Source organism: Streptomyces sp. NPDC047974, from assembly GCF_040653375.1.
In the GTDB taxonomy this organism is placed as follows: domain Bacteria; phylum Actinomycetota; class Actinomycetes; order Streptomycetales; family Streptomycetaceae; genus Streptomyces.
Window position 1 is genome coordinate 80518 of record NZ_JBEZNU010000026.1, and the last position, 26326, is coordinate 106843.

At 73.0% G+C, this 26326-nt stretch carries 22 protein-coding genes; 7 read left to right on the forward strand and 15 right to left on the reverse strand.

Going from position 1 to position 26326, the window contains the following annotated elements; all coding sequences use genetic code 11:
• The first annotated feature begins 7 nt into the window (after positions 1 to 7).
• The 3 genes from AB0E19_RS29880 to AB0E19_RS29890 are packed head-to-tail and all read left to right on the forward strand — an operon-like array spanning position 8 to position 3028.
• Entirely contained in the window at positions 8 to 1639 is a 1632-nt protein-coding gene (locus AB0E19_RS29880) for a penicillin-binding transpeptidase domain-containing protein (protein ID WP_362185306.1), read from the forward strand.
• A gap of 55 nt (positions 1640 to 1694) precedes the next feature.
• The gene (locus tag AB0E19_RS29885) at positions 1695 to 2186 is read left to right on the forward strand and encodes a YbaK/EbsC family protein (protein ID WP_362185307.1); all 492 of its coding nucleotides are present in this window, start codon (positions 1695 to 1697) and stop codon (positions 2184 to 2186) included.
• Entirely contained in the window at positions 2183 to 3028 is an 846-nt protein-coding gene (locus tag AB0E19_RS29890; RefSeq protein ID WP_362185308.1) for a DMT family transporter, read from the forward strand. Before AB0E19_RS29885 ends, AB0E19_RS29890 begins: the two co-directional genes overlap by 4 nt.
• A 7-nt stretch (positions 3029 to 3035) precedes the next feature.
• Here AB0E19_RS29890 and AB0E19_RS29895 read toward each other — a convergent pair whose 3' ends face one another.
• Genes AB0E19_RS29895 through AB0E19_RS29915 form a run of 5 tightly spaced genes read right to left on the reverse strand, consistent with a single transcriptional unit; the run spans position 3036 to position 7546 of the window.
• Complete coding sequence (locus AB0E19_RS29895; RefSeq protein WP_362185309.1) at positions 3036 to 3773, reverse strand: SDR family oxidoreductase; 738 nt, start codon at positions 3771 to 3773, stop codon at positions 3036 to 3038.
• An 8-nt stretch (positions 3774 to 3781) separates the two neighbouring features.
• Positions 3782 to 4942 carry a serine hydrolase domain-containing protein gene (locus AB0E19_RS29900; RefSeq protein WP_362185329.1) on the reverse strand — a complete coding sequence of 387 codons (1161 nt, stop codon included), beginning with the start codon at positions 4940 to 4942 and terminating at the stop codon, positions 3782 to 3784.
• Positions 4943 to 4982: 40 nt separating this feature from the next.
• A complete protein-coding gene (locus AB0E19_RS29905) occupies positions 4983 to 5726 on the reverse strand; it encodes an ABC transporter ATP-binding protein (RefSeq protein ID WP_362185310.1) in 744 nt (247 codons plus the stop codon).
• A complete protein-coding gene (gene cbiQ / locus AB0E19_RS29910) occupies positions 5723 to 6493 on the reverse strand; it encodes a cobalt ECF transporter T component CbiQ (RefSeq protein ID WP_362185311.1) in 771 nt (256 codons plus the stop codon). The genes AB0E19_RS29905 and cbiQ overlap by 4 nt, the downstream gene beginning before the upstream one ends.
• A gap of 3 nt (positions 6494 to 6496) precedes the next feature.
• The gene (locus AB0E19_RS29915) at positions 6497 to 7546 is read right to left on the reverse strand and encodes an energy-coupling factor ABC transporter permease (RefSeq protein WP_362185312.1); all 1050 of its coding nucleotides are present in this window, start codon (positions 7544 to 7546) and stop codon (positions 6497 to 6499) included.
• Between the two features lie 162 nt (positions 7547 to 7708).
• Between AB0E19_RS29915 and AB0E19_RS29920 the strand changes: the two genes are divergently transcribed.
• A complete protein-coding gene (locus tag AB0E19_RS29920; RefSeq protein WP_362185313.1) occupies positions 7709 to 8059 on the forward strand; it encodes an SsgA family sporulation/cell division regulator in 351 nt (116 codons plus the stop codon).
• Positions 8060 to 8155: 96 nt separating this feature from the next.
• Here the strand turns inward: AB0E19_RS29920 and AB0E19_RS29925 are convergent, their stop codons facing one another.
• Together AB0E19_RS29925 and AB0E19_RS29930 are read right to left on the reverse strand one after the other, a co-directional pair.
• Positions 8156 to 10315, reverse strand: coding sequence for an MMPL family transporter (locus AB0E19_RS29925; protein WP_362185314.1), 2160 nt, complete (start codon positions 10313 to 10315; stop codon positions 8156 to 8158).
• Positions 10316 to 10473: 158 nt separating this feature from the next.
• Complete coding sequence (locus tag AB0E19_RS29930; RefSeq protein ID WP_362185315.1) at positions 10474 to 11046, reverse strand: TetR/AcrR family transcriptional regulator; 573 nt, start codon at positions 11044 to 11046, stop codon at positions 10474 to 10476.
• 170 nt (positions 11047 to 11216) lie between these two features.
• Here AB0E19_RS29930 and AB0E19_RS29935 point away from each other — a divergent pair, with 170 nt between their 5' ends.
• On the forward strand, positions 11217 to 14522 hold the full coding sequence (locus tag AB0E19_RS29935) for a S41 family peptidase (RefSeq protein WP_362185316.1): 3306 nt from the start codon (positions 11217 to 11219) through the stop codon (positions 14520 to 14522).
• Here the strand turns inward: AB0E19_RS29935 and AB0E19_RS29940 are convergent.
• The 5 genes from AB0E19_RS29940 to AB0E19_RS29960 all read right to left on the reverse strand — a co-directional run bounded on the left by AB0E19_RS29940 (position 14465) and on the right by AB0E19_RS29960 (position 18805).
• Positions 14465 to 14989 carry a GNAT family N-acetyltransferase gene (locus AB0E19_RS29940; protein WP_362185317.1) on the reverse strand — a complete coding sequence of 175 codons (525 nt, stop codon included), beginning with the start codon at positions 14987 to 14989 and terminating at the stop codon, positions 14465 to 14467. The two genes, AB0E19_RS29935 and AB0E19_RS29940, sit on opposite strands and share 58 nt — an antisense overlap.
• A gap of 133 nt (positions 14990 to 15122) precedes the next feature.
• Entirely contained in the window at positions 15123 to 15305 is a 183-nt protein-coding gene (locus AB0E19_RS29945; RefSeq protein ID WP_362185318.1) for a hypothetical protein, read from the reverse strand.
• Between the two features lie 121 nt (positions 15306 to 15426).
• Positions 15427 to 16308 carry an SDR family oxidoreductase gene (locus AB0E19_RS29950; RefSeq protein ID WP_362185319.1) on the reverse strand — a complete coding sequence of 294 codons (882 nt, stop codon included), beginning with the start codon at positions 16306 to 16308 and terminating at the stop codon, positions 15427 to 15429.
• A complete protein-coding gene (locus AB0E19_RS29955; protein WP_362185320.1) occupies positions 16305 to 17198 on the reverse strand; it encodes an alpha/beta hydrolase in 894 nt (297 codons plus the stop codon). The genes AB0E19_RS29950 and AB0E19_RS29955 overlap by 4 nt, the downstream gene beginning before the upstream one ends.
• Positions 17195 to 18805, reverse strand: a complete 1611-nt coding sequence (locus AB0E19_RS29960) for an NAD(P)-binding domain-containing protein (RefSeq protein WP_362185321.1) — start codon at positions 18803 to 18805, stop codon at positions 17195 to 17197. Before AB0E19_RS29960 ends, AB0E19_RS29955 begins: the two co-directional genes overlap by 4 nt.
• A gap of 171 nt (positions 18806 to 18976) precedes the next feature.
• Between AB0E19_RS29960 and AB0E19_RS29965 the strand changes: the two genes are divergently transcribed.
• The gene (locus AB0E19_RS29965) at positions 18977 to 19600 is read left to right on the forward strand and encodes a MerR family transcriptional regulator (protein WP_362185330.1); all 624 of its coding nucleotides are present in this window, start codon (positions 18977 to 18979) and stop codon (positions 19598 to 19600) included.
• 9 nt (positions 19601 to 19609) lie between these two features.
• Here the strand turns inward: AB0E19_RS29965 and AB0E19_RS29970 are convergent, their stop codons facing one another.
• Complete coding sequence (locus tag AB0E19_RS29970; RefSeq protein WP_362185322.1) at positions 19610 to 20413, reverse strand: exodeoxyribonuclease III; 804 nt, start codon at positions 20411 to 20413, stop codon at positions 19610 to 19612.
• A gap of 50 nt (positions 20414 to 20463) precedes the next feature.
• Here AB0E19_RS29970 and AB0E19_RS29975 point away from each other — a divergent pair, with 50 nt between their 5' ends.
• Positions 20464 to 20946, forward strand: coding sequence for a GNAT family N-acetyltransferase (locus AB0E19_RS29975; protein WP_362185323.1), 483 nt, complete (start codon positions 20464 to 20466; stop codon positions 20944 to 20946).
• Positions 20947 to 21021: 75 nt separating this feature from the next.
• On the opposite strand, the gene AB0E19_RS29980 is transcribed toward AB0E19_RS29975, so the two are convergent.
• Positions 21022 to 21477, reverse strand: coding sequence for a hypothetical protein (locus AB0E19_RS29980; RefSeq protein WP_362185324.1), 456 nt, complete (start codon positions 21475 to 21477; stop codon positions 21022 to 21024).
• 167 nt (positions 21478 to 21644) lie between these two features.
• Positions 21645 to 26326, reverse strand: a 4682-nt coding sequence (locus tag AB0E19_RS29985) for an RHS repeat-associated core domain-containing protein (RefSeq protein ID WP_362185325.1), incomplete at its 5' end; no start/stop codon positions are given.

Sequence of the window (26326 nt, forward strand, 5' to 3'; positions counted from 1 at the left end):
CCCAGAGATGCGAAGTGGAGCGAAGGTCGGGATCGTCGGGAGCGTGTTCGTCGTCGTCGCGAGCGGGGTCGCGTACGGGGGGTACAACCTCTGGAACGGGATCACGGGCGGCTCTTCGGACGTCGGGACGCAGTCGGCACCGAAGACCGGGCCGGTGACGTCGGAGGAGGTGACCGCCACCGCGCGGGACTTCCTCGCGGCGTGGGCGGCCGGCGAGGCCGACCAGGCGGGCCAGCTGACGAACGACCCGGTGACGGCGGGCCCGGCGATCGCCGCGTACCGGGAGGGGGCGGGCGTCTCGGAGGCGGTCATCACGGCCGGGACGCCGACCGGGGCGGTCGTGCCGTTCACGGTGAAGGCGACCGTCACCTACGACGGGGTGTCGAAGCCGTGGACGTACGAGTCGAAGCTCGGCGTCGTCCGCGGCGAGTCCACCGGCCGCCCGCTGGTGAAGTGGACGCCCGCCGTGCTGCACCCGAAGCTGACCGCCGGCGCCACGCTGCGGACCGGCACCGCGAAGGCCCCGCCGGTCGAGGCCGTCGACCACGAGGGCGTCGCCCTGCCGCCGGAGAAGTACCCCTCGCTCGCGCCCGTCCTGGAAGCGCTGCGGCAGCGGTACGGCGGCCAGACGGGCGGCAAGGCGGGCGTCGAGACCTGGATCGAGAGCGCGAACGGCACGCCGAGCGCCACGCTCCTCGTGCTGTCGAAGGGCAAGCCGGGCGAGCTGCGCACGACGATCGACGCGGACGTGCAGGCGGCGGCGGAGAAGGCGGTGAAGGAGTTCCCGACGGCGGCCGTGGCGGCGGTCGAACCGTCGACGGGCGCGATACGGGCGGTCGCCAACAACCCGGCGTCGGGCTTCAACACGGCGTTCCAGGGGAAGCAGGCGCCCGGCTCCACGATGAAGATCGTGACGGCGGCGATGATGATGCGGTACGACGTCGCCGGGCCGGACTCGACGGTGGAGTGTCCGGCCACCGTGCAGTGGGACGGGTACACGTTCCACAACCTGAAGGACTTCACCACCAAGGGCGACCTGACGAACGCGTTCGCCAGGTCCTGCAACACCGCCTTCATCAAGGCGATCAACCCGCTGAAGAACAAGGGCGTCCACAACACCGCGCTCGGCGACACCGCCCGCAAGTGGTTCGGGATCGGCGAGGTGTGGTCGGTCGGCGTGCTGACCGAGGACGGGGAGGTGCCCGAGTCCAGCGGCACCGAGACCGCCGCCTCGTACATCGGGCAGGGCGCCCTCACCATGAACGCGCTCAACATGGCGTCGGTCTCCGCGACCGTGAAGGACGGCGGCTTCCGCCAGCCGTACCTCGTCCCGAAGGACGTGGACGGGCGGGAGTTCGCCACCGCCGAGCGGCTGCCGGACGAGGTCGCCCGCGGGCTGCGGAAGATGATGAACGCGGCGGCCACCGCCTCGCAGGGCACGGCCCTGGAGGCGATGCGGGGGGTGCCGTCGCCCAAGGGCGCGAAGACGGGATCGGCGGAGGTCGGTACCCAGTCCACCTCCAACAGCTGGTTCACCGGCTACTCCGGTGACCTCGCCGCCGCGGCCGTCGTCGAGGCCGGCGGGCACGGCGGCGACGCGGCGGGGCCGGTGGTGGCGGCCGTGCTGAAGGCGGGCTGACCGGCAGGCGGAATGCGGTCGCGTGCCCCGTACACGCACCGCTACCGTGCGGGGCATGACGACCGACGCCGCTTCCTCCGCCCACCCCCGGTTCGCCGCCGCCCTCGCCGAGTTGGGCCTCGACGTCGAGGTGCGGCGCTTCCCTGACGAGACGCGGACCGCGCAGCAGGCGGCCGACGCCATCGGCTGCGCGGTCTCCGAGATCGTGAAGTCGCTGATCTTCGCCGCCGACGGGGTGCCGGTGCTGGTCCTCATGGACGGGGCCTCGCGGGTGGACGTCGAGCGGGTCCGGGAGGCGCTCGGCGCCGGGGAGGTCACGCGGGCGGACGCGCGCGTGGTGCGGGAGACGACCGGGTACGCGATCGGGGGCGTACCGCCCTTCGGGCACCGCACCCGGACCCGCGTCCTCGCCGACGAGGGGCTGCTCGACCACGCCCTGGTGTGGGCGGCGGCCGGCACCCCGCACTCGGTCTTCGCGCTGCCCCCGAAGGAACTGATCGCCCACGCGGGCGCGACCGTCGCGGACGTGCGCGAGCGTACGGCGTGACGCCGCTGGTCGCGTGCGCGGTGCTGGTCGCGGCGGTCACCCACGCCTCGTGGAACGCGCTGGCCCACCACATCCGCGACCAGCTGCTCTCCTTCACGCTCATCTCCGGCGGCGGGGCGCTGATCGGCCTGGCGCTGGTCCCCTTCACGCCGCTCCCGGCGGCCGGGGCGTGGCCGTACCTGCTCGCCTCGGCGGTCCTGCACGTCGCGTACTACGCGCTGCTGATGAAGTCCTTCACCCTGGGCGACTTCGGCCAGATGTACCCGATCGCGCGCGGCACGGCGCCGCTGGTGGTCACGCTCCTCGCGGCCGTCTTCGTGGGCGAGGTCCCCGACCGGTGGCAGCTCCTCGGGGTGGCGGTCGCGTGCGCGGGCCTGACGGGCCTGGCCCTGTGGGGCATCCGCGGCAGGGGCGCGCACTGGCCCGCCCTCCTCGCCGCGCTCGCGACCGGCCTCTCCATCGCCCTGTACACGGTCGTCGACGGCGTCGGCGTCCGCGCCTCCGGCACCACCCTCGGCTACATCGCCTGGCTGATGGCCCTGGAGGGCCTGGCGATCCCGGTGTACGCGTGCGCGGTGCGCCGCCGGGCCCTGCTCACCGAGCTCCGGCCCCACGCGGCGCGCGGGCTCCTCGGCGCCGCTCTCTCGGTCGCCGCGTACGCCCTCGTCCTGTGGGCCCAGACCCGGGCCCCGCTGGCCCCCGTCGCCGCCCTCCGCGAGTCCTCGATCATCGTGGGCGCCGCCATCGGCGCCCTCTTCTTCAAGGAGCGCTTCGGCGGCCCGAGGGTCGCCGCGGCCGGCCTGATGGTCGCGGGCATCGGCCTGATGCTGACCAGCGGCTGAGACGGGGTCAGTGGCCGTCCAGGATCTCGCGGAAGTGGGTGTTCACGGACATCAGGCCGCCGTCGACGCGGAGGGTGGTGCCGGTGATCCAGGCGGCGTCGGCGGAGGCGAGGAAGGCGACGGCGGCGGCGATGTCGTCGGGGGTCCCGACGCGGCCGAGGGGGTAGGCGCGGGCGGCGAGGGCGGCGAGGGCCTGTTCGCGGCCCGCCCAGGAGGGGGTGGCGACGGTGCCGGGGTGGATCTGGTTGACGCGGACGCCCTTCGGGGCCGCTTCGGCGGCGAGCGTGCGGGTGAAGGAGCCGAGGGCGGCCTTCGCGGCGCTGTAGGCGTGGTCGCCGAAGGAGGCCTCCGCGTTGACCGAGCCGATGGTGACGATCGCGCCCGCCGTGTCCGACAGGCGCGGGAGGGCGGCGCCGGAGCAGTGGACGGCGCCCAGGAGGGTGCCGTCCAGCTGGCGGCGCCAGTTCTCGTCGGGGTCCTCGACGAAGGGGACGAAGGCGTTGTTGACGAGGACGTGGAGGGCGGGGAGGCCGGCGATCAGCCGGTCGATGGACGCGCGGTCGGTGATGTCGAGGCGGTGGGCGGTCGCGCGCGGGAGGCCGGCGGCCACCTTCCGGGCGGCCGCCTCGTCGAGGTCCGTGACGAGGACGTGCGCGCCTTCGGCGGCGAGTCGGCGGGCCGTCGCCGCGCCGATGCCGCTGCCCGCGCCGGTGATCAGTGCCGTCTGTCCTTCGAAGCGGTTCATGTGCCCCATCAGAGCAGGGACTTGACCGCCCTCACCAGGGCCTGGGCGCGGGGGTCCGAGGTGACCGTCCTGCGCATGCCGTTGGTGACGTAGGCGAAGGCGGTGCCGGATTCGGGGTCGGCGAAGGCGAGGGAGCCGCCTCGGCCGGGGTGACCGAAGGAGGTGGGGCCGAGGAGGGGGGAGGCGGGGCCGTGGAGCATGTGGCCGAGGCCGAAGCGGGTGCCGACCAGGAGGACCCGGTCCGTGCCCGCCGACTCCTCGGTGCGGGCGAGGGCGAGGGTGGCGGGGGCGAAGAGGCGGGGGGTGCCGTCGGCGAGGGGGCCGAGGGTGGCGGCGTAGAAGCGGGAGAGGGCGCGGGCGGTGGCGACGCCCGCCGAGCCGGGGAGTTCGGCGGCCCGGTAGGCGGGGTCGTTCTCGTCGGGCTTCGGGGTGATGACCTCGAAGGCGCGGCGGGTGAGGGAGCCGGGGTCCTCCCAGGCCTCGGTGACCGTGCGCTTGGGGCGGAGGCGGAGGGCGCCGGCCTCCTCGGGGGCCTCGACCGGGGCCAGGCGGCCGACGCGGTGCTGCTCGGCGGCCGGGAGGCCTATCCAGAGGTCCAGGGCGAGCGGGGCCGCGAGCTCCTCGGCGACCCAGCGGCCTATGGTGCGGCCGGTGACGCGGTGGACGAGGCCGGAGAGCAGCCAGCTGAAGGTGTGGGCGTGGTAGCCGTGGTCGGTGCCGGGTTCCCAGGCGGGGGCCTGGGCGGCGATGGCGGCGGTGGACGCCTCCAGGTCGGTGGCCTCGGCGAGGCCGAGGGGGCGGTCGAGGACGGGGACGCCGGCCTGGTGGGCGAGGAGCCGGCGTACCGTCACGCGGTCCTTGCCGGCCGCCTTGAACTCGGGCCAGTACGTGGCCACCGGGGCATCCAGGTCGATCCGGCCGCGCTGGTGGAGGAGGAGCGGGACGGCGGCGGCGACGCCCTTGGTCGCGGAGCGGACGACCTGGGCGGTGTCCTCGGCCCAGGGTTCCGTGCCGTCGGCGTCCTTGGTGCCGGCCCACAGGTCGACGACCTTGGCGCCGTCGTGGTGGACGGCGACCGCCGCGCCCTTCTCGCCGCGCTGCTCGAAGTTGCGCAGGAACGCGTCCCTGACCGGTTCCCAGCCCGGTGCCACCGTGCCCTGGACGTCCACCTGACCCACTCATCCTTTCGTACGAACGGGTCCCATGGTCTCAGGCCACGGACCCCGGAACGAAACCGAAGGGAAGTTCGAGCCGGTGACGGGCCATGAGCTCCTCGTCGGCGAGGATCTCCCGGGTCGGGCCGTCCGCCGCGATCACGCCCTCGCTGAGGATCAGCGAGCGCGGGCAGAGCTCCAAGGCGTACGGCAGGTCGTGGGTGACCATGAGCACGGTGACGTCCAGGGAGCGCAGCACGTCGGCGAGCTCGCGGCGGGAGGCCGGGTCCAGGTTGGAGGACGGCTCGTCGAGGACGAGGATCTCCGGCTCGGTGGCGAGGACGGTCGCGACGGCGACGCGGCGGCGCTGGCCGAAGGAGAGGTGGTGCGGCGGCCGGTCCGCGTACTGCGCCATGCCGACCCGGGACAGGGCCCGCTCGACCACCGCGTCGAGCTCGGCGCCGCGCAGCCCGGCCGCGGCGGGGCCGAAGGCCACGTCCTCGCGGACGGTCGGCATGAAGAGCTGGTCGTCGGGGTCCTGGAAGACGATGCCGACCTTCCGCCGGATCTCCGCCATGTGCTTCTTGCCGACGGGCAGCCCGGCGACGGTCACGCTGCCCGCGCCGGCGGCGAGGATGCCGTTGAGGTGGAGGACGAGGGTGGTCTTGCCGGCGCCGTTGGGGCCGAGGAGGGCGACCCGCTCGCCCCGCCCGATGCTCAGGTTCACGCCGAAGAGGGCCTGGTGGCCGTCGGGGTAGGCGTAGGCGAGGCCGGAGACTTCCAGCGAGGGAGCGGTCATGGGGTCCGTCCGAGGAGGGCGAGGAGGCAGATCGGGAGGGCGGCCAGCGGCAGCGCCAGGGCGCGGGCCCACTGGGCCCGGGTCGTCACGGTCGCGTCGAGGACCGGCATGGTGCCGGTGTAGCCGCGGCTGACCATGGCGAGGTGGACGCGCTCGCCGCGCTCGTACGAGCGGATGAAGAGGGCGCCCGCGGACTTCGCGAGGACGCCCCAGTGGCGTACGCCGGACGCCTCGAAGCCGCGGGAGCGGCGGGCGATGGACATCCGGCGCATCTCGTCGGTGACGAGGTCCCCGTACCGGATCATGAACGAGGCGATCTGGACGAGCAGCGACGGCAGTCCGAGCCGCTGGAGGCCGAGGACGAGGGCGCGCAGCTCGGTGGTGGCGGCGAGGAGCACGGAGGCGGCGACGCCGAGGGTGCCCTTGGCGAGGATGTTCCAGGCGCCCCAGAGGCCGGGGACGCTCAGGGAGACGCCGAGGACCGTGGTCTGCTCGCCGGGGACCACGAAGGGCATGAGCACGGCGAAGGCGACGAAGGGGATCTCGATCGCGAGCCGGCGGAGCAGGAAGCCGGCCGGTACGCGGGCGAGCGCGGCGACCGCGCCGAGCAGGGCCGCGTAGCAGCCGAAGGCCCAGACGGCCTCGCGGGGCGTCGTGACGACGACCAGGACGAAGCCGAGGACGGCGACGAGCTTGGTGTGCGGGGGCAGGCCGTGGACCGGCGAGTCCCCCCGCCGGTACAGCCGGTGTGCGTGGCCCGCTCCCACGGGTCAGACCCGGGCGCCGGTCTCGGCGGCGGCGCGGCGGCGGCGGACGGCCCAGAAGGCGCCGGTGCCGACGGCCAGGGTGAGGCCGACGCCGATGACGCCGGCGAGGCCGCCGGAGAGGCGGGCGGAGTCGACGCCCTTGACGCCGTAGTCGGCGAGCGGGGAGTCGGCGGTGGCGTGCTCGTACTCCTCGGCCTTGGCGTCGATGCCCTGGTCGGCGGCGACCTTCTCCAGGCCGTCGGGGCTGGCGGAGGCGTAGAAGGAGACGACGCCGGCGAGGACGAGGGCGGTGACGACGCCGCCGATCCAGACCTTCCTCGGGCTCTTCGCGGCGGGGGCCTCGGCCGGGGCCTGGGCCGGGGCCGCGTCGACCAGCTCGCCGTCGACCCGGAGCTTCAGCGGGGCGGTGAGGCCGCGGGCGCCGTGGACGAGGTCGGGGCGGACGGCGAGGACGGCGCCGACGGTGAGGGCGGTGATGACGGCCTCGCCGATGCCGATGAGGACGTGGACGCCGAGCATCGCGGTGAGGACCTTGCCGATCGGCACCTCGGTGGTGCCGCCGATCGCGTAGATGAGGGTGAAGGCGGCGGCCGAGGCCGGCACGGAGACGAGCGCGGCGACGAAGGTCGCGGCGGTCACGCCGCCCCGGGTGCGGGGCAGCACGAGTCGGAGCCCGCGGAAGAGGACGTGGGCGGTGACGACGGTCACCACACCCATGACGGTGATGTTGACGCCGAGCGCGGTGAGGCCGCCGTCGGCGAAGAGGACGCCCTGCATGAGCAGGACGACGGCGATGCACAGGACGCCGGTCCACGGCCCGACGAGGATCGCGGCGAGCGCCCCGCCGAGGAGGTGGCCGCTCGTTCCGGCCGCGACGGGGAAGTTGAGCATCTGGACGGCGAAGACGAAGGCCGCGACGAGGCCCGCCAGCGGGGCGACCTTCTCGTCGAGTTCCCTGCGCGCTCCGCGCAGGCTCACGGCGACGGCCGCCGCGGCGGCGACGCCGGCGACCGCCGATACGGGGGCGTTGATGAATCCGTCGGGTACATGCACGAACCGAATGATGAGCGCAGCTGCAAAGAGCTTGCAAGAGCGTCCGGATCACAAGATGGTGCGTGTGAGCCCGGACACGTCGCGAGTGACCACGCGACTACGGGGGAAGAATCCGACATCGAGGAACAAAAAGCACTCGACCACGATCCGAGGAGCCTTCCCATGCGCGCCGTCGAGGACCATGCCCGAGCCCGGCTGATCAGCGACGACGCCCCCGTCGCGCGGGCCGTCGCGGTCGCCCTCCGCTACGACCCCGGCTTCGCCCCCGCCACCGTCCGCTTCGTGCTGCCCGGCGGGGTCGAGTGGTCCTTCCCCCGCGCCCTCCTGGAGGACGGGCTGCGGGAGCCCGCGCACCGGGGCGACATCGCGGTGTGGCCGTGCGGGCGGGTGCAGACGGTCGTCGAGTTCCACGGCCGGGACGAGGTCGCCGTCGTCCAGTTCGACAACGCCGCACTGACGCGGTTCCTGGAGCACACGTACGCCGCCGGCGCGTCGTCGCTCACGACACGCTGACGGCGTACGGCCGCGTCGGCTCCCCGTCCCCACAGGTCCCGGCGCGGTCCGGGGCGCGCCCCCCGCTCAGGGGCGGCCCCGGGGTTCGGCGGCGGATCAGGCCTTCACGAGGTCCTTCACCGCGGTCCCGGCGTCGTGGGCGGCCAGGCTCTCGCCCTCCACGTCCACGTTGGGCAGCGCCCGGTCCAGCCACTTCGGCAGCCACCAGGCCTTGTGGCCGAGGAGCGCGAGGACGGCCGGGACGATCGCCATGCGGACGACGAAGGCGTCGAAGAGGACGGCGACGGCGAGACCGAAGCCGATCATCTTGATCATCTGGTCGGTCATCCCGATGAAGCCGGAGAAGACCGCGATCATGATCACCGCGGCGGCGGTGACCACCCGGGCGCTGTGCCGGAAGCCGGTCACGATCGCCTCGCCGGGCCGCTCGCCGTGGACGTACGCCTCGCGCATCCGGGTGACGAGGAAGACCTCGTAGTCCATCGCGAGGCCGAAGACCACGCCCACCATGAAGATCGGCATCATCGACATGATCGGGCCGGTCTGCTCGACGCCGAACAGGCTGCCCAGCCAGCCCCACTGGAAGACCGCGACGACGGCGCCGAGGGCGGCGACCACCGAGAGCAGGAAGCCCAGGGCGGCCTTGAGCGGCACCAGGATCGAGCGGAAGACCACGGTCAGCAGGAGGAAGGCGAGGCCGACGACGAGGGCCAGGTAGGGCACCAGGGCGTCGTTCATCTTCTGCGAGAAGTCGATGTTCATCGCGGTGGCGCCGGTGACGAGGACGTCGTCGCCGGTGGCGTCGCGGATGTCGTGGACGAGGGTCTCGGTGGCGCCGGAGGACGGGCGGTCCTTCGGGATCACCGTGATCATGGCGGCGTCGCCGGCCTTGTTGGGGGTGGCCGGGGTGACGGCGGCGATGCCGTCGAGGCCCTTGACGGTGTCGACCGTCTTGTCGGCCGCGGCCTTGTCGCCGTCGACGACGACGAGCAGCGGGCCGTTGAAGCCGGGGCCGAAGCCGTCGGAGAGCAGGTCGTAGGCGCGGCGCTCGGTCGCGGAGACCGGCTTCACGCCGTCGTCGGGGAGGCCCATCTCCAGGGAGGCGGCCGGGATCGCGATGGCGCCGAGGCCGATGACGCCGGCGAGGAGCACGAAGAGCGGCCGGCGGATGACGAAGCGGGCCCAGCGGGTGCCGGCGTTCGGCCTGGCGGCCTTCTCCGGGTCGGCGGTGCCCTTGCGCTGCTTGCGGCCGAGCACCTTGTCGCCGGCGAAGCCGAGCAGCGCCGGGATCAGGGTGAGGGCGATCAGGACGGCGATGACGACCGTGCCGGCGGCGGCGAAGCCCATCTTCGTCAGCATCGGGATGTTGACGACGGCCAGGCCGACGAGGGCGATGACGACGGTGAGTCCGGCGAAGACGACGGCCGAGCCGGCGGTGCCGGTGGCACGGCCCGCGGCCTCCTCCTTGCTGCGCCCGTCGGCGAGCTCGGCGCGGTAGCGGGAGACGATGAAGAGGGCGTAGTCGATGCCGACGGCGAGGCCGATCATCATCGCGAGCGTGGAGGTCGTGGAGCCGAGGTCCAGCACGCTGGCGAGCGCGGTGATCGTGGAGACGCCGATGCCGACGCCGATGATCGCGGTGAGCAGCGGCAGTCCGGCCGCGACGAGCGAGCCGAAGGTGAGGACGAGGACGATGCCGGCGATGACCACGCCGACGATCTCGCCGGCGCCGGTCTCGGGCATGGTCTGGAGGGCGTCGCCGCCCAGCTCGACGGTCAGGCCCTTGCCCTGGGCCCCGTGACCGGCCTGCTTGAGGGCCTCACGGGTCTCGTCGGTCAGCTCCATCGCGTTCACCTTGTAGGCGACGGAGACGTAGGCGGTGGAGCCGTCCTGGGAGACGGCCTGCGCCGTGTACGGGTCGGTGACGGAGACGATCTGGTCCGAGCCGGACTTCAGCGCGGCGACGGTCTCCTCGACGACGGCCTTGGGGGCCGCGTCGGTCATCTTCCCGCCGTCGGGGGCCTTGAAGACGACCCGGGCGGTGGCGCCGTCGGCGCCGGCGCCGGGGAAGCGCTCTTCGAGCAGGTCGAAGGCGCGCTGGGCCTCGGTGCCGGGGATGGAGAAGGAGCTGGAGGTCGCGGCGGGCGCGGTGGCGGCGCCGACTCCGGCGAGCGCGAGCAGCGCCACCCAGAGCAGTGCGACGAGCCGTCGGCGCCGGAAGGCGGTGCGGCCCAGCTTGTACAGGAAGGTGGCCACGGGTGCGTACTCCCATTGTGGGGTGGGACAGGGCATGGGGAGCCGGCCCGACGGCGTGAGCGGTGCGCAGTCAGGTGGAGCAGGGGACTAGGGCCTGTCTGACAATTCGGGCCGGACCCGGCGGGAATTGTCAGACGGGCACTAGCGGGTGGTGCGGGTCAGACGCCGAGTGAGGGGAGCACGACGGCGTCGACGTAGGCGCTGAGGAAGGCGTGGTCGACCGGCTGGTCGTCGACCAGCGGGCGGGCGACGAACGCCCCGATCAGCATGTGCGGGACGAGCTTGAGCGCCGGATTGTCCGGGTCGATCTCGCCGCGCCGGACCGCGCGGGCGAGGACCTCGTCGAAGCTGTTCAGCTCGGGTTCGATGAGCAGCTCGCGCAGGGCCCGGTGCAGGTCCGGGTTGTCGTGGACGGCATGGGCCAGACCCCGCATCAGCGCGGTGTCCTTCTCCATCTGACAGTCGTCGGTGAGGGCCATGAGGGCCTGGAAGTCGCCGCGCAGCGAGCCGGTGTCGATCTCGGTGATGTTGACCGGCTTGTTGTGGCGCAGGGCCCGGGCGACCAGCTCCGGCTTGCTCCCCCACTGGCGGTAGAGGGTGGCCTTGCTGGAGTGGGTGCGGGTGGCGACGGCGTCCATGGTGAGGGCGTCGTAGCCGACCTCGCGGAGGAGGTCGAGGACGGCCGCGTACAGCTCGGACTCCCGCTCGGGGGTGAGTCTGCTGCGGGCCATGCCGTACCTCCGGACCGAACGAAACGGTTTCGTACTCTTCGTACGGTACGAAGGTACCCCCGTCTCCAGCGAAACGAAACCGTTTCGTACGTGTCCTGGGCCACACCCGGTCGTCCAGAGGTTCGCGTCCACAGGTTGCCGCACCCCGTCCGCGCGGAAAGCATGAACGGGTGAGTGACGACGTGGCCTACCTCCGCTTCCCGCACCTCCACGACGACCTGCTGTGCTTCACGGCCGAGGACGACCTCTGGATCGCCCCGCTCGTGCCCGAGGGCCATCGCCCCGGCCGCGCGTGGCGGCTCACCGTCGACCGCACCCGGGCCGGGCACCCCCGCTTCTCCCCCGACGGCCGCCACATCGCCTACACGAACTGGCGCAGCCTCGACCCCGAGATCCACCTCGTACCGGTCGACGGCGGCCACGCCCGCCAGCTCACCCACTGGGGCTCCACCGACACCCGGGTCTGCGGCTGGTCGCCCCCGGACAAGGACGGCCGCTCCGACATCCTCGCCGTCTCCTCGCAGGGCCAGCCCTTCTCGTACTTCTCCTGGGCCCACACCGTCGCCACCGACGGCTCGCCCGGCGGCAGGATGCCCTGGGGCCCGGTCTCCGACATCGCCGTCCGGGACGTCGACGGCGAGCGCCGCACCCTCCTGCTCACCGGCACCCCGCCGCACGAGCCCGCCGCCTGGAAGCGGTACCGGGGCGGCGCCACCGGCCGGCTCTGGCTCCACGGCGAGCGGCTCCTTCCGGACCTCGGCGGCCACCTCGCCGACCCGATGTTCGTCGCCGCGCCGCCCGGCGAGGAGGGGCACCGGATCGCCTTCCTCTCCGACCACGAGGGCGTCGGCAATCTGTACTCCTGCCGCCCCGACGGCACGGACCTGCGCCGCCACACCGACCACGCCGACTTCTACGCCCGGCACGCCTCCTCCGACGGGCGCCGGGTCGTCTACCAGTGCGCCGGCGAGCTGTGGATCGCCGACGACCTGAGCGCCGGCGCCGCACCGCGCCGCCTGGAGGTGCGGCTCGGCGGACAGCGGGCCGGCCGCCGCCCCTACCAGGTGCCGGCCGCCCGCCACGTCGACGCGCTCTCCGTCGACGAGACCGGCCGGGCCAGCGCCGTCGGGGTGCGCGGCAGCCTGTACTGGCTCACGCACCGGGACGGGCCCGCCCGGACCATCACCGACACCCCCGGCGTCCGCGTCCGGCTCCCCGAGATGCTCGGCAGCGGCGGCCAGATCGCCTACGTCACCGACGCCGAGGGCGAGGACGCCGTCGAGATCGCCTACCTCCCCCGGGCCAGCGGCGACCGGCCGCCGCGCCGGCTCGCCGCCGGGGAGCTCGGCCGCGTCGAGGAGCTCGTCGCCGACCCCGACGGCGAGCGCCTCGCCATCGCCTCGAACGACGGCCGCCTCCTCCTCATCGACGCCACCGAGGACTCCAACGGCGAGGTCACCGAGCTCATCCGCTCCGTCAACGGCCCCGTCCGCGACCTCGCCTTCTCCCCCGACGGCGCCTGGCTCACCTGGTCCCACCCCGGCATCGGCCGCTCGCTGCGCTCCATCAAACTGGTCCGCATCTCGGGACCGGGCCCGCGCACGGTCATCGACCTCACCAACGGCCGCTTCGAGGACGAGAACCCGGTCTTCACCAGCGACGGCCGCTATCTCGCCTTCCTCTCCTGGCGCGGCTTCGACCCGGTGTACGACGTCCACACCGGCGACCTCTCCTTCCCCCTCGGCTGCCGCCCCTACCTGGTGCCGCTCTCCTCCGCGACCCCCTCCCCCTTCGCGCTGCTGCCCGACGGGCGCCCGGCGGCCGGCGGGCTCGACCCGGCCGACGACGGCGCCGACAGCGGCGACGGCACGGTCACCGTCGAGATCGAGGGCCTGCCCGACCGGGTCACCCCCTTCCCCGTGGCCGCCTCCAAGTACTCGGCGCTCGCCCCGGTCTCCGGCGGCGGCCTCGTCTGGCTTCGCTGGCCCATCTCCGGCGCCCTCGGCGAGACCTTCGCCAACCCCGCCGACACCTCCGGCCGCCCCACCCTGGAGCACTTCTCCGTCACCAAGGCCCGCCGCACCGAACTCGCCCGCGACCTCGACTGGTTCGCCGTCAGCGGCGACGGCACCCGGCTCGTCGTCTTCGACGAGGGCGAGCTGCGGGCCGTCCCCGCCACCGAGGCAGGCGACGGCGACTCCACCGTCTACCTCGACCTGCGCCGCATCCTCCACGAGGTCGACCCGGGCGCCGAGTGGCGCCAGGCCTACGACGAGGCCGGGCGGATCGTCCGCGCCTACTTCTGGGAGCCCGGCATGGGCGGCGTCGACTGGCCGGCGATCCTCGACCAGTACCGGCCCCTGCTCGAACGGGTCGCCTCCCCCGACGAGTTCGCCGACCTGCTCCGCGAGGTCATGGGCGAGCTCGGCACCTCCCACGCCTACGTCACCCCGGCCCGGCGCAACGAGGGACCGCCGCACTACCAGCGCCCCCAGGGCCTCCTCGGCGCCAACCTCGTGCCCCGCGACGACGGTTGGGTGGTCAAGCGGATCCTGCCCGGCGAGTCCTCCGACTCCAAGGCCCGCTCCCCGCTCGCCGGCACCGGCATCCGCGAGGGCGCCGCCCTCACCCACGTCGACGGCCGGCCCGTCGACCCCGTCGCCGGCCCCTACCCGCTGCTCGCCGGCACCGGCGGCACCACCGTGGAGCTCACCTTCACCCCGGCCGGCGGCGAGGGCCGCTCCCGCCGCGTCGCCGTCGTCCCACTGATCGACGAACGCCCGCTGCGCTACCAGGACTGGGTGGCCAAACGCCGGGCCGTCGTCCGCGAGCTGAGCGGCGGCCGCTGCGGCTACCTCCACATCCCCGACATGGGCGGCTCCGGCTGGGCCCAGTTCAACCGCGACCTGCGGATGGAGGTCTCCCGGCCCGCCCTCATCGTCGACGTCCGGGGCAACGCGGGCGGCCACATCAGCGAACTCGTCGTCGAGACCCTCACCCGGAAGATCATCGGCTGGGACCTCACCCGCAACGCCCAGCCCGTGAGCTACGCCTCCAACGCCCCGCGCGGCCCCGTCGTCGCCCTCGCCGACGAGGCCACCTCCTCCGACGGCGACATGATCACCGCCGCCTTCAAGCTCCTCGGCCTCGGCCCCGTCGTCGGCCAGCGCACCTGGGGCGGAGTCGTCGGCATGACCGGCCGCCACAAGCTCGGCGACGGCACCACGATCACCGTCCCCATGAACGCCGCCTGGTTCACCGACTGGGGCTGGTCCGTGGAGAACCACGGCGTCGAACCCGACCTGGCCGTCCTGCGCACCCCGCTCGACTGGGCCGAGGGCCGGCACGCCCAGCTCGACGACGCCGTCCACCGGGCCCTCGCCCTGCTCGAAGCGGAGCCCGCCGCGAGCCCGCCCGGCTACGAGTCCGTGCCGGACCGCTCCCGTCCGAAGCTGCCGCCGAGATCCAGCTCGTAGGCGATCGCGGACTCCCCGGTCTTCAACCGCTCCCCGCCGACCGCCCCGAAGCCGACCCGGGCGAGCACCGCCCGGGACGCGGCGTGCTCCGGCGACGCCTTCGCGTACAGCCGGCGCAGCCCGTACTCGTCCACGGCGAGCCGGCACACCTCCCGCACGCCCCGGGTGGCGAGGCCCCGGCCGGCGGCCGACTCCGCGATCCGGTAGCCGAGTTCGGCCGCGCCGTCGGCGACGTCGACGAGGTTGACCCGGCCGACGATCCGCCCGTCCTCCGCCACCAGGACGTGGAAGCGGATGGTCCCCTCCTCCTGCTCGTCGAGGAGGGCCTGGTGGCGGGCGGCGAAGTCGGCGAAGTACGCGTCGCCCCGGTCGGGCACGGTGGCGGCGAAGTAGGCGCGGTTCTCCCGCTCGAAGGCGAGCAGGGCGGGCGCGTGGTCGAGACGGAGACGTTCGAGTACGACGGACATGAGGGGAGCGTACGAAGATCCACGCGCGGGCGCGCGCGAGTTGAGCAGTTCAAGCCACGCCGGAACGGCCGTGCGCGCACACGCGGAAGGCGCACCCGGCGTCCCGGGTGCGCCTTCCGTCACAGGACAGGCGTCAGGCCTCGTCGCGGCCGGTGCGCTCGCGCAGCTGCTGCTGCCCGCGCTCCTTGGCCTCCTGCGACCCCTCGCGCTCCTGCCGGGCGCGCTCGGAGGCCTCGTCCTTGGCATTGCCCATGGCCTGCTTGGCGCGCTCCTGGAGCTCCTGCGCCTTGTCCTGGAACTGGTCCTTGATGCCCATGAAGGTTCACTCCTAGTAAGGGTGTGAGGGGTGCGGGGCGGCATGCCCCAGGGCCTCGACCAGCCTTGCACGAGCGAACATCGCACGCATTTCGATCAGTCACGGTCCGTGGGCCGCGGCCTCACGCCCTCTCGGTGCGGGCCTGCTCGTCGGCCGCGCCGCCCGCGCCCACCAGGCCCTTGGAGACCGTGGCGAGGCGGGGCTCGAAGCGGGCCACCTCGCGCTTGCCGACGGTGGCGATGAGGCCCGGCAGATAGCCGCGGACGGACTGCATCCCGCGCAGCCACCACTGCGCGTACACATGGGCCGAGCGGCGCTCGACGCCCTCGACGATCCGGTCGACGGCCGGGCCGAGCGGGTACGTGCGGTTCGACGGCCACGGCAGCCGCTGCCGCAGCTCCTTCATCACGTCGTCCTGGTCGGCGCCGCGCACCATGTCGGTGTCGGTCCAGGAGAGGTAGCCGACGCCGACCTTCACGCCCTTGTAGGCGACCTCGGCGCGCAGGCTGTGCGCGAAGGCCTCGACGCCGGACTTGGAGGCGCAGTAGGCGGTCATCATCGGGGCCGGGGTGATCGCGGCGAGCGAGGCGATCTGGAGGAAGTACCCCCGGGACTCCATGAGGACCGGCAGGAAGGCGCGGGCGGTGACCGCCCCGCCGATGAGGTTGACCTCGACGACCCGCCGCCAGGCGACCGGGTCGGAGTCGACGAACGGGCCGCCGGCGGCGACGCCGGCGTTGGCGACGACGATGTCGACCTTCCCGAAGCGCTCCTTGACCTCGGCGGCGACCCGGGCCATCGCCTCGTGGTCGGTGACGTCCGCCTCCCACCAGTCGGCCTCGGTGTGCAGCCGCCCGGCGACCTCCTTGAGGAGTTCGGGCTCCAGGCCGACGAGGGCGATCTTCGCGCCGCGCGCGGAGAGCTTGCGGGCGAGCAGTTCGCCCACGCCGCGGGCGCCGCCGGTGACGACCGCGACCTGTCCTTCCAGGCTGACCCTGCTCATACCCCTGCCTCCTTGCTGGTCGGACGCGCTCCGAGATAGGTGAGCGTCAGTTCGCGGATCTGCGCGGTGACGGCCTCCGGGGCCTCGACCGGCGTCATGTGGCCCATGCCGGCCAGCTCGGTGAGCCCGGTGCAGTGCGGCAGCGCCTCGGCCATGGCCCGGGAGTGGACGGGCGGGGTGAGCCGGTCGGCGGTGCCGACGAGGACGGCGGCCGGGACCCGCAGGTCGCGCACGCCGGCCTCCAGGTCGAGGTGGGCGAGCACCTGCGACCAGCCGTAGCGGGACGGGCGGGGGCAGGCGTGCACGATCCGGGCGCAGGCCTCGACCCGCCCGGGTGCCGAACCGGGGCCCATGGTGGCGTACTTGAGGACCTTCTTCGAGATCCCGTTGACGGGTCCGAGCGGCGCCTTCGAGCCGAGGACGGCGCCGGTGAGCCGGGTCCGGAGCCCGCCCGGCCCGAGGGGCACGACGGTGGCCTCGGCGGTGAGCCGGGACGGGCCGGTGGAGCAGAGCAGGACGGCGGCGGCGTGCTGGACGAAGCCGGGACGGGCGGCGGCGGCCATGATCGTCATGCCGCCCATGGAGTGCCCTGCGATCACGGCCCGCTCGCCGGGCCCGAGGGTGGCGGCGAGCACCGCCTCCAGATCGTCGGCGAGCGCGGTGGTCGAGTAGCCGCCGTCGGCGGGGACGGGCGAGCGGCCGTGGCCGCGCTGGTCGTAGGCGACGACCCGGTGGTCGACGGCGAGGTCCCGGATCTGCTCGGCCCAGAAGGCGGTGGAGCAGGTCCAGCCGTGGGCGAGGACGACGGCGGGCGCGCCCTCGGGGCCGTGCACCTCGGTGTGCAGTTCGGCGCCGTCGGCGGAACGGACGGTCAGGGTGCGGACGTTCACGATGCGGCCTCCTTCTTGCGGGCGGCGCGGACGGCCTCGACCGGCTCGGCGTCCGTGACCGCCTCGGCGTCCTCGACCGGCTCCACGGCCTTCACCGGCTCCACGGCCTTCACCGGCTTCGGGTCCTTCACCGGCTTCGGGGCGCGGAGGACCTCGTACTCGGAGAGGTCGACCTGCCGGGTCTCGCGGCGGAACTCGCCGGTGGTGCCCGGCCAGAGGGTGGTGTTGCGGCCGTTGGCGTCGAGGTACCAGCTGTCGCAGCCGCCGGCCTTCCAGACGGTCCGCTCCATGCGGTTCTGGACCTTGCGGTTCCAGGCGTTGACGGCGGAGGGGCGGACGGCGAGGGCGGCCCTGCCGCCCAGCACGTCCAGCTGGCGGAGGTAGTCGGCCATGTAGTTCAGCTGGGACTCGATCATGAGGATCATGGAGGAGTTCCCGAGGCCGGTGTTGGGCCCGATGATCGTCATCCAGTTGGGGAAGCCGGCGGCGGTGGCGCCGCGCAGCGCCTCCATGCCGCCCTTCCAGGCCTCGGCGAGCGAGCGGCCGTCGGCGCCGACGACGCGCGGGGCGATCGGCATGTCGGTGACGTGGAAGCCGGTGCCGAAGATGATCGCGTCGACCTCGGTCTCGGTGCCGTCGGAACCGACGACGACATTGCCGCGGACCTCCTTCAGACCGCCGGCGACGACGTCGACGTTGGGCTGGGCGAGGGCCGGGTAGTAGGCGTTGGAGAGCAGGATCCGCTTGCAGCCGATGCGGTACGAGGGCGTGAGCTTGGCCCGCAGTGCCGGGTCCTTGACCGCCCGGGCGATGTTCGCCTTGGCGAGCTTCTCGACCAGGCCGAGCTCGCCGGGGTGCTTGGTGAAGGCGCCGACCTGGAGTTCGCGGATGCCCCACAGGATGCCGCGGCGCAGGGTGGCGGTGGCGGGCAGCTTGCGGTGCAGCCAGCGCTCGGGGCCGCTGATGGCGCGGTCCATGCGGGGCATGACCCACGGGGGCGTGCGCTGGAAGAGGGTGAGCCGGGCGACCTCGGGCTGGATCGAGGGCACGATCTGGATGGCGGAGGCGCCGGTGCCGACCATGGCGACCCGCTTGCCCCTCAGGTCGTAGTCGTGGTCCCAGCGGGCCGAGTGGAAGACCTTGCCGGTGAAGCCGTCGAGCCCCGGGATGTCCGGGATCTTCGGGTCGGAGAGCGGGCCGGTGGCGGAGACGACGACGTCGGCGGAGAAGCTGCCGCGACCGGTCTCGATGTCCCAGCGCAGCTCCTCCTCGTTCCAGGCCATCTTCGTGACCTCGTGGTTCAGGCGCAGGTGCGGCCGGAGCCCGAAGGTGTCGGCGACGTGCTCCAGGTAGGCCCGGATGTGGCGCTGTCCGGAGAAGGTCCGGGGCCAGTCGGGGTTGGGCGCGAAGGAGAACGAGTAGAGGTGCGAGGGCACGTCGCAGGCGCACCCGGGGTAGCTGTTGTCGCGCCAGGTGCCGCCCACGGAGTCGGCCCGCTCCAGGACGACGAAGTCGGTGATCCCCTCGCGGCGCAGCCGGACGGCGGCCCCGAGCCCACCGAACCCCGATCCGATCACCGCCACCCGAACGTGCTCGTGCTTCGCCATGCCGCCTCCCGTGCGCCCGGCCAAGATTCCGCCAGCAATCACTGGCACAGTCGGACTGTAGAGCAGCTCCATACCGAGCGGTAGGGGTCCGGCGAGGGAAAGTTACCGGCGGTACAACATAGGCTGGCCGGTGTGGCAGAACGATCAGGGAACCCACCCCACGAGTACCGGATGACGGAGCTGGCCGAGGCGGCCGGCATCACCGTCCGCACGCTCCGCTTCTACCGCGAGCGCGGCCTGATCCCGCCGCCCCGCCGCGAGGGACGCATCGCCTGGTACGACGACCGCCACCTGGCCCGCCTGCGCACCATCGCCGCCCTGCTGGAGCGCGGCCACACCCTCACCGGCATCGCCGACCTCACCACGGCCTTCGAATCGGGCCGGGACGTCGGCGAGGTCCTGGAACTCGGCTCCCCCACCGAGGAGGAGCCGGTCCGCCTCACCCCCGAGGAGCTCGCCGACCACTTCGACGGCGAGGTCACCCCGGAGAACCTCGCGGCCGCCCTGGACCTCGGCTACCTGGCGACCGACGGCGAGGAGATCGTCCACATCAGCCGCCGGCTGCTCGACGTCTCGGCCGCCCTGGTCCGCGAGGGCGTCCCCCTCGCCGAGGTCCTGAAGGCCGGCGCGCGCGTCCGCGAGCACGCCGAAGCCCTCGCCGAGCTCTTCACCGAGGCCCTCGGCCCCCACGTGAAGGACGCCGACATCCAGCGCCTGCGCCCCCTGGCCAAGGCCGTCGTGGAGGCCGAGCTCTCGCTGGCCCTCGACCGCCGCCTGCACGGCCCGGGGGCCTGACGGCGGCACCTACAGCGCGTACACCGCCGTCACCGGCGCGTGGTCGCTCCACCGCTCCGCGTGGGTGGCCGCCCGCTCCACGTACGCCTTCACGGCCTTCGCCGCCAGGCCCGGCGTGGCCATCTGGTAGTCGATCCGCCAGCCCGAGTCGTTGTCGAAGGCCCGGCCGCGGTAGGACCACCAGGAGTACGGCCCCTCCTGCTCGGGGTGGAGGGCCCGCACCACGTCCACGTACCCGCCGTCGGTCTCCTCCAGGACCCGGGAGAGCCAGTCCCGCTCCTCGGGGAGGAAGCCGGCGCTCTTGCGGTTGGCCTTCCAGTTCTTGAGGTCGGCCTCGCGGTGGGCGATGTTCCAGTCGCCGCAGACCACGACCTCGCGGCCGTCGGCGGCGGCGCGGACCCGCAGCTCCTTCAGATAGGGCAGGAACTCGCCCATGAAGCGGTACTTCTCGTCCTGCTTCTCGGTCTCCGCCTCGCCGGAGGGCAGGTAGAGGCTGGCGACGGTGACACCGGGCAGGTCCGCCTCGATGTAGCGGCCGGAGCCGTCGAACTCGGCCGACCCGAAGCCGACGCGGACGGCGTCGGGCTCGCGCCGCAGGTAGAGCGAGACGCCGGCGCGGCCCTTGGCGGCGGCGGGGGCGTGGGCGGTGAACCAGCCCTCGGGGGTCCTGACCTCCTCGGGCAGCTGCGCCTCCTCGGCGCGCACCTCCTGGAGCAGGACGGCGTCGGCGGGGGTCTCCGCCAGCCACTCGACGAAGCCCTTCTTGGCGGCGGCACGGAGACCGTTGACGTTCGCGCTGGTGACAGTGAACATCCCGGGAGAATACCGACACCCGCCACTCGCATACACGTACGATCGACGCCATGCGCATCGAGCCCACCCCCTACGACCACCCCGATTCCGCGAAACTGCAGGCCGAGGTACTCGCCGAGTACGTCGTCCGCTACGGCGACGACGAGGGCGACGCCACCCCGCTCGACGCCTCGATGTTCGCCCCGCCGCGGGGCCTCTACCTCCTCGCCTACGACCCCGAGGGCCGTCCGGTCGCCAGCGGCGCCTGGCGCGGCCAGGAGGAGAACGAGGAGGGGTACGCGGACGGCGACGCCGAGCTGAAGCGCATGTACGTCATACCCGAGGCCCGCGGCCTGGGCCTGGCCCGCCGCATCCTGGCCCTCCTGGAGGACGACGCCCGCGCCGCCGGCCACACCCGCATGGTCCTGGAGACCGGCACCGAGCAGCCCGAGGCCATCGCCCTCTACACCTCCAGCGGCTACGCGCCCAGCCCCGCCAAGTTCGGCCACTACCGCGACCACGACAGCAGCCTCTGCTTCGTGAAGCCGCTCTGAGCTTCCCCCTGGACGCGAGGGAGCCCCGCTCCGGCGACCTCGTCGCCGGAGCGGGGCTCCCTTCGTCTCAGCCGGTCACCCGGTCATCGGCAGGTGCTCGACACGCTCCTTCCCTCCGGCACGGAGCGTCACGCCGAGCGGCTCCTTCGGGAACTCGGGCAGCACCACGTAGTACAGGTCGCGGCCGGCCCAGCCGGACGAGAGCGACCTGACGAACGTCGTCCCGGCCTTCGCGCCCCGGTACGTGACCGAAGCGATCGTCCCGCCGGGAGGGCCGGCCAGGACGACCCGCCCTCCCTCGCCCAGCACCCCGGGGCCGAAGAGGAGGGAGACAGCCGGGGAGTCCGGCGGCCCGGCCACCAGGGACCGGACGCATTTGAACGACGTCAGCCCGCCGTCGAGCACCGCCTCGCCGAGGCACAGCCGGTCCCCGGCCGCCTCCCAGAGGAAGGCCGTGGCGTGCGGCGTCTCGACCCTGCTGACGCCGGAGCCGTCGGGTCCCTGTCCCTTCTTCCGGGCCTGCTCGATCATGGCCGCCTCCACCTGCTCCGCCCCTGAGTGACCGGAAGAAGCCGAAGAGGCGGACGGGGAGGCGGGACCGCCCGCCCTCGCGGCCTGCGTACCGCAGGCGGCGAGGACGAGGCAGGCCGCGAGGGCGGCCGGCGCCGGCCTCATGCGCCGGCGCCACACCGAGAAGATCAAAACGGCTCACTTCCCTTCTGCAGCACAGAGGCGTTGAGGGACGCGATGTTGGGCGGGGTCTCGGAGTACGTGACCGGGGTCCAGGACGTGATGTCGAAGGTCCCCCAGGTCTTGGTGGAGGTCCGTCCGCCCTTGTGGTGGTAGGTGGTCGAGAAGGTCTTCGCCTGCCCGAACGGCGACAGTCCGAAGATGTCGCCCTTCTTGACCTTCAGCGGGTGCGTCTTGGTGACGGTCGCACTGCGCGTCGCGGTGTCGGTACTGGTCCAGGTGTAGTTGCCACCGACGCCCACGGTGAGTTCGATCTCGCCCTTGAAGACCGGAAGACCCACCCCGAAGGATGTCTTGGCGTCCACCTTCCAGTTGAACTGGTCCGCGAACGCCTCGGAGGCCGCGTACATCGCCTGCTCGCTGTACACGAAACTGATCTCCGTGTCGTCCTGCGTGGTGTCGAGCATCGCCGCGGTCGTGTAATCGGTGTAGGTGCCGAGGCCGGTCTGCACCGTCGTGTGCCACAGGACGTCCTTCCCGCCGTCCGGCACGTACACGTTCGGAGGCAGCTTGATCAGCGTGGTGCAGCCGTCGCAGTAGTGCGTCGAGCCGCCCGAACCGCCACCCGAACCGCCACCCGAGCCACCGCCCGAGCCACCGCCGGAACCGCCGCCCGAGCCGTCGCCCGAGCCGCCGCCCGAGCCGCCGCCGGAGCCGGAGCCGCCGCCGAGGTGGGTGCAGCAGACGGTGTCCGACTTGCCGGTCTTCTCGTCGTTCGTGCAGTACTTCAGGTCGTACAGGCAGCTGTTCGGCATCGAGCCGATCTCCGTGCCCGCCGGGTCGGAGAGCGTCACCGGGTTGTTGTTGCTGTAGACGTACGCGTTGTGCTGGCGCGGGTCGTCGGAGACGAAGAGCGGGTCCACCGAGACGAAGCGGCCGAGGGCCGCGTCGTACTCGCGGGCGCCCAGGTGGATCAGGCCCGTGGCGGTGTCGTTCGTGCCGCCGACGAAGCCCCTCTCACCGGTCCAGCCGGACGGCTGGGTGCCCCGGGGACCGCCGAAGATCGCGGTCTTGCGGCGCGTGACGGTCTGCGCCGCGTCGGCCGTGATCTGCGTGGTGCCGGTGCCGTGGTGGTCGGAGACGGTGAACTTCAGCTTCCCGCCCGTCCGCACCGCGACGGTCCGGTCGCCGGCGCTGTAGTAGCGCGTGCCGGTCAGCACCCCCGTCTTGCTCAGGTGCAGCTCGTTGCCGCCCGGCAGGTAGAGGGTCGTGCCGTCGGCGTCCTTCGCCGCGAGCCGCTGACCCTCGGTGTCGTACAGGTAGCCCGCCTTCTCCGTGGTGCCCTCGGTGACCGACGCGAGGTGTCCCTGGTCGTTCCACTTGAGGGTCTGCTGGGCCGCGGCGCCGATCTTGCGGGTGGCGGTGTTGCCCGTGGCGTCGTAGGTGAAGGTCTCCTCGTGGGGGTTGGTTCCGGTCTGGGTGACCTTGGGCAGCTTGTGGGTGCCCGTCGGCGGGGCCGTGTAGGTGCGGAGCGTGTCGGCGGTCGGACCCGAGGCGGTCTTGTGCTGCGTCTCGGTCCTGCGGTTGCCGACCGCGTCGTACGTGTACGACGTCCAGTAGGCGTCCTGTCCGCCGACCACCGTCGTCGACGGGGCCGCGGCGCAGGCCGTCCCGGTGTTGGTCCACGCCTCGGTGATCCGGGCCAGGGAGTCCAGCGCGAAGCACTGGGTGTCCGTGGTGCGGGTCGCGTCCTGCCCGTAGGCGGTGGCGATGGAGGTGATGTTGCCGGCCGGGTCGTATCCGTAGCGCGCGTCCTCGATGCGCTGCGGCGCCACCTCGCGGTCGACGTAGCGCTCCGTCAGCGCGCCGGTGTGCTCGTCGTAGACCTGGGAGAGGATGACCTGCTGGCCGAAGGAGCCGAGGTTCCGGCGGATCAGCCGGCCGTAGTGGTCGTACGCGCTCTGCGCCACCAGGGCGTCGGTGCCCGCGCCGACCGTGCTGAGCAGCCCGGTGACCGGGCTGTAGGTGTTGGCGACCTTCTCCGCCGGCAGTCCGCCCATCGCGGGCTGCATGGTCCACATCACCTGTCCGGTGTTGAGGTTGTAGGAGGTCGTCCACTTGTAGACGCCGGCGGCCGCGCCCTCGCGGGCCGGGATCGTCATCTGGGTGAGCACCGGCTTGTAGAGGCTGTTGTACGAGGTCACGGCGGACTCGTACGCCTGGCCGTCGGCCCAGACGCTCGCCTTGGACAGCTGCCCCTTGGCGACGGTGTCGTACACCCACGACGACAGGGTCGTGGTGCCCTTCTTGACCGCGGTCCTGCGGCCGAGCGCGTCGTAGTCGGTGTGCAGGGTGATCTGCCGGGCGTCGGTGACGTCGACGGGCCGGTCGCCCGCGTCGTAACCGGTGGTCGTCACCCCCTTGTCGGGATCGACGGTCCGCACCTGGCGGCCGCGGACGTCGTAGCCGTACTCCCAGGCGGCGCCGGCCGGGGTGGCGAGCCGGTCCATCCGGCCCTTCCGGTCGAAGCGGTAGGACGTCGTCTGGGACTGCGTGCGGGCCGCGTCCGTGTACTGCCGCAGCTCGACGGTCCGGCCCAGCGCGTCCACGACCGTGGTGGTCGCGATGCCGCCCTTCGGCGGGACCACGGTGGTGGTGTCACCGGTGTACGCGGTGGTGGTGCGCTTGGTCTCGTCGCCGAAGCGGCGGGCGATCACGGCGGTGACGCGACCGGCCCCGTCGTACAGGGTGTCCGTGGACGCCGGGTAGTGCAGCTCCTCGCCGGTGACGAGGGCGGGTTCCGCCGAGCCCGTGGCGTAGTAGACGCCGGAGGAGCGCCAGGCCTGGCCGCGGGTGTCGTAGAAGTTCTCCGTGACGAGCCGGCCCGAGAGGTCCGGGGAGTTCTCCTGGGTCTGGCGGGCGCGCAGCAGGCCGTCGAAGAACGCGTAGGACGTCTTGTAGTCCGCGTCGTGGGTCAGCGACTTGCTGGTGACGACCGTCGGGCCGTCGTTGCGCACCTGGTACTCGAAGATCCGGTTCGGCGAGTCGGGGTACGTGGCGGCGGAGCGGGTCGGCAGCCACACCTTCGTCGTCCGGCCGATCCCGTCGTACGCCGTCGTGGTGATCTTGCCGTTGGCGTCGCTGACCTGGGTCGGCAGCCCGCGCCGCGGGTCCATCGTGGTGGTCGCCGCGTGCCCGAGCGGGTTGGTGACGAGCACGGACGTCGGGGGCTCCCCGGTGGCCGGGGTGTAGCGGGTCGTCGTGGTGGCGCCGAGGGCGTCGGTCGCGGACAGGGCGCGGCCGTAGACGTCGAAGTCGGTCACCGGAGTGCTGGACGTGGTGGCGTACCCGGTGCCGTCGCCCTCGATCCGCTCGATCTTCGTGACGTCGCCCTTGGTGGGCGCCGTGCCGAACGCGCCGCCGTCGTAGGAGGTGCGCACGTCGTCGATGACGTCGGCGGGGCGGGAGACGGTCGTGCCGCAGAGGACGGCGACGGTCTCGACCCGGCCGGCCTTGTCGAGGATGTTCGCCCCGGTGTTGCGGGCGTACGCCGTGGTGGTGCACCGCTCGTCGCCGGGCTTCTCGGTGTCGCCGGTCTCGGAGACGGCGGTGACCATGCCGTAGGCGTCGAAGTCGCGGCTGAGCTCGGTGGTGCGGGTGCCGCCGGTGACCGTGGCGCGGCTCTGCTCCTTCTCCGTGCCGACGTGGTGCGCCGTCAGGGCGGGCAGGCCGGAGCGGGTCCGGGTGGCGAGGGCGGCCGACCGCCACGGCGTGAAGGACTTCGCCGTCAGCGGCTTCGTCGTGTCGTCGCCGTTGTAGGTGACCTCCTCGCGGAGCATGCCGGCGAACTGCTCGCGGTCGGTGACCCCGATGCCGGCCGAGTCCTCGACGCTCGTGCCGTCGCGGCCGCGGAAGTAGCGGCGCTCGGTCAGGGTCCTCGGGTCGTCGGCGGCACCGGTGCGGGTCTGCACCCGCTCGTAGCCGCGGTAGACGGAGTACGTCCGGTCCTCGGCTTCGGTGAACTCGTCGGTGCTCTTCGTCCAGGCGGCGCCGTCGAGGTAGGAGTAGGTGGTCACCTTGTCGGGGGACTCGACGAGGTTGTCGCCCTCGACGACCTGGGTGGCCACGTAGGTGTTGAACCAGTCGAGCTGGGGCTCATACCCCTCGAAGGCCCACTTCACCGGGTAGCAGCGGGTGGTGTTGGTGGCGTCGGCCGCCGGGAGCGAGGTCGCGGTGCACCCGGGCTGGGAGTAGGTGACGCCGACGGTGCCGCCGGTCTCCGTGGTGACCTGGTAGAGCCGCAGCCGGACGAAGGGGGCGAGGCCGTCGCCGGTCTTGTCGACCCGGTTGGCGAACTGCTCGCCCGCGAAGGTCACGGGCGGCATCGTGACGGTGGCGCCCGCCTTGCCGGTGCGCTGGACGGAGCTCAGCCACATCGGGGTCGAGATGCCGTCACCGGCCGCGGGGAAGCCCTGCGTCAGCGTCCAGCCGTCGACGTCCTTGTACGCGCCGCCGGTCAGCACCTTGGTGGTGATGGACGTGAGGCGCTTGCGCGACCAGAACGTCGGCGAGAACTGGTCCTCGCACTCGGTCGCGCCGTCCTTGCAGTACTGGTCGTACGGGACGTCGGGCCAGTTGGGGGCGTTGGTCTCGTCGAAGGCCGAGCAGCCGGTGAGGCAGCGCTCGTCGA

Bases quoted from the DNA above. Each gene is read 5' to 3' on its own strand.
- AB0E19_RS29950 (WP_362185319.1), bottom strand. From the start codon at position 16,308: ATGAGCAGGGTCAGCCTGGAAGGACAGGTCGCGGTCGTCACCGGCGGC.
- AB0E19_RS29885 (WP_362185307.1), top strand. From the start codon at position 1,695: ATGACGACCGACGCCGCTTCCTCCGCCCACCCCCGGTTCGCCGCCGCC.
- AB0E19_RS29920 (WP_362185313.1), top strand. From the start codon at position 7,709: ATGCGCGCCGTCGAGGACCATGCCCGAGCCCGGCTGATCAGCGACGAC.
- AB0E19_RS29905 (WP_362185310.1), bottom strand. From the start codon at position 5,726: ATGACCGCTCCCTCGCTGGAAGTCTCCGGCCTCGCCTACGCCTACCCC.
- AB0E19_RS29970 (WP_362185322.1), bottom strand. From the start codon at position 20,413: ATGTTCACTGTCACCAGCGCGAACGTCAACGGTCTCCGTGCCGCCGCC.
- AB0E19_RS29945 (WP_362185318.1), bottom strand. From the start codon at position 15,305: ATGGGCATCAAGGACCAGTTCCAGGACAAGGCGCAGGAGCTCCAGGAG.
- AB0E19_RS29940 (WP_362185317.1), bottom strand. From the start codon at position 14,989: ATGTCCGTCGTACTCGAACGTCTCCGTCTCGACCACGCGCCCGCCCTG.
- AB0E19_RS29895 (WP_362185309.1), bottom strand. From the start codon at position 3,773: ATGAACCGCTTCGAAGGACAGACGGCACTGATCACCGGCGCGGGCAGC.
- AB0E19_RS29975 (WP_362185323.1), top strand. From the start codon at position 20,464: ATGCGCATCGAGCCCACCCCCTACGACCACCCCGATTCCGCGAAACTG.
- AB0E19_RS29980 (WP_362185324.1), bottom strand. From the start codon at position 21,477: ATGATCGAGCAGGCCCGGAAGAAGGGACAGGGACCCGACGGCTCCGGC.
- AB0E19_RS29960 (WP_362185321.1), bottom strand. From the start codon at position 18,805: ATGGCGAAGCACGAGCACGTTCGGGTGGCGGTGATCGGATCGGGGTTC.
- AB0E19_RS29930 (WP_362185315.1), bottom strand. From the start codon at position 11,046: ATGGCCCGCAGCAGACTCACCCCCGAGCGGGAGTCCGAGCTGTACGCG.
- AB0E19_RS29880 (WP_362185306.1), top strand. From the start codon at position 8: ATGCGAAGTGGAGCGAAGGTCGGGATCGTCGGGAGCGTGTTCGTCGTC.
- AB0E19_RS29965 (WP_362185330.1), top strand. From the start codon at position 18,977: ATGACGGAGCTGGCCGAGGCGGCCGGCATCACCGTCCGCACGCTCCGC.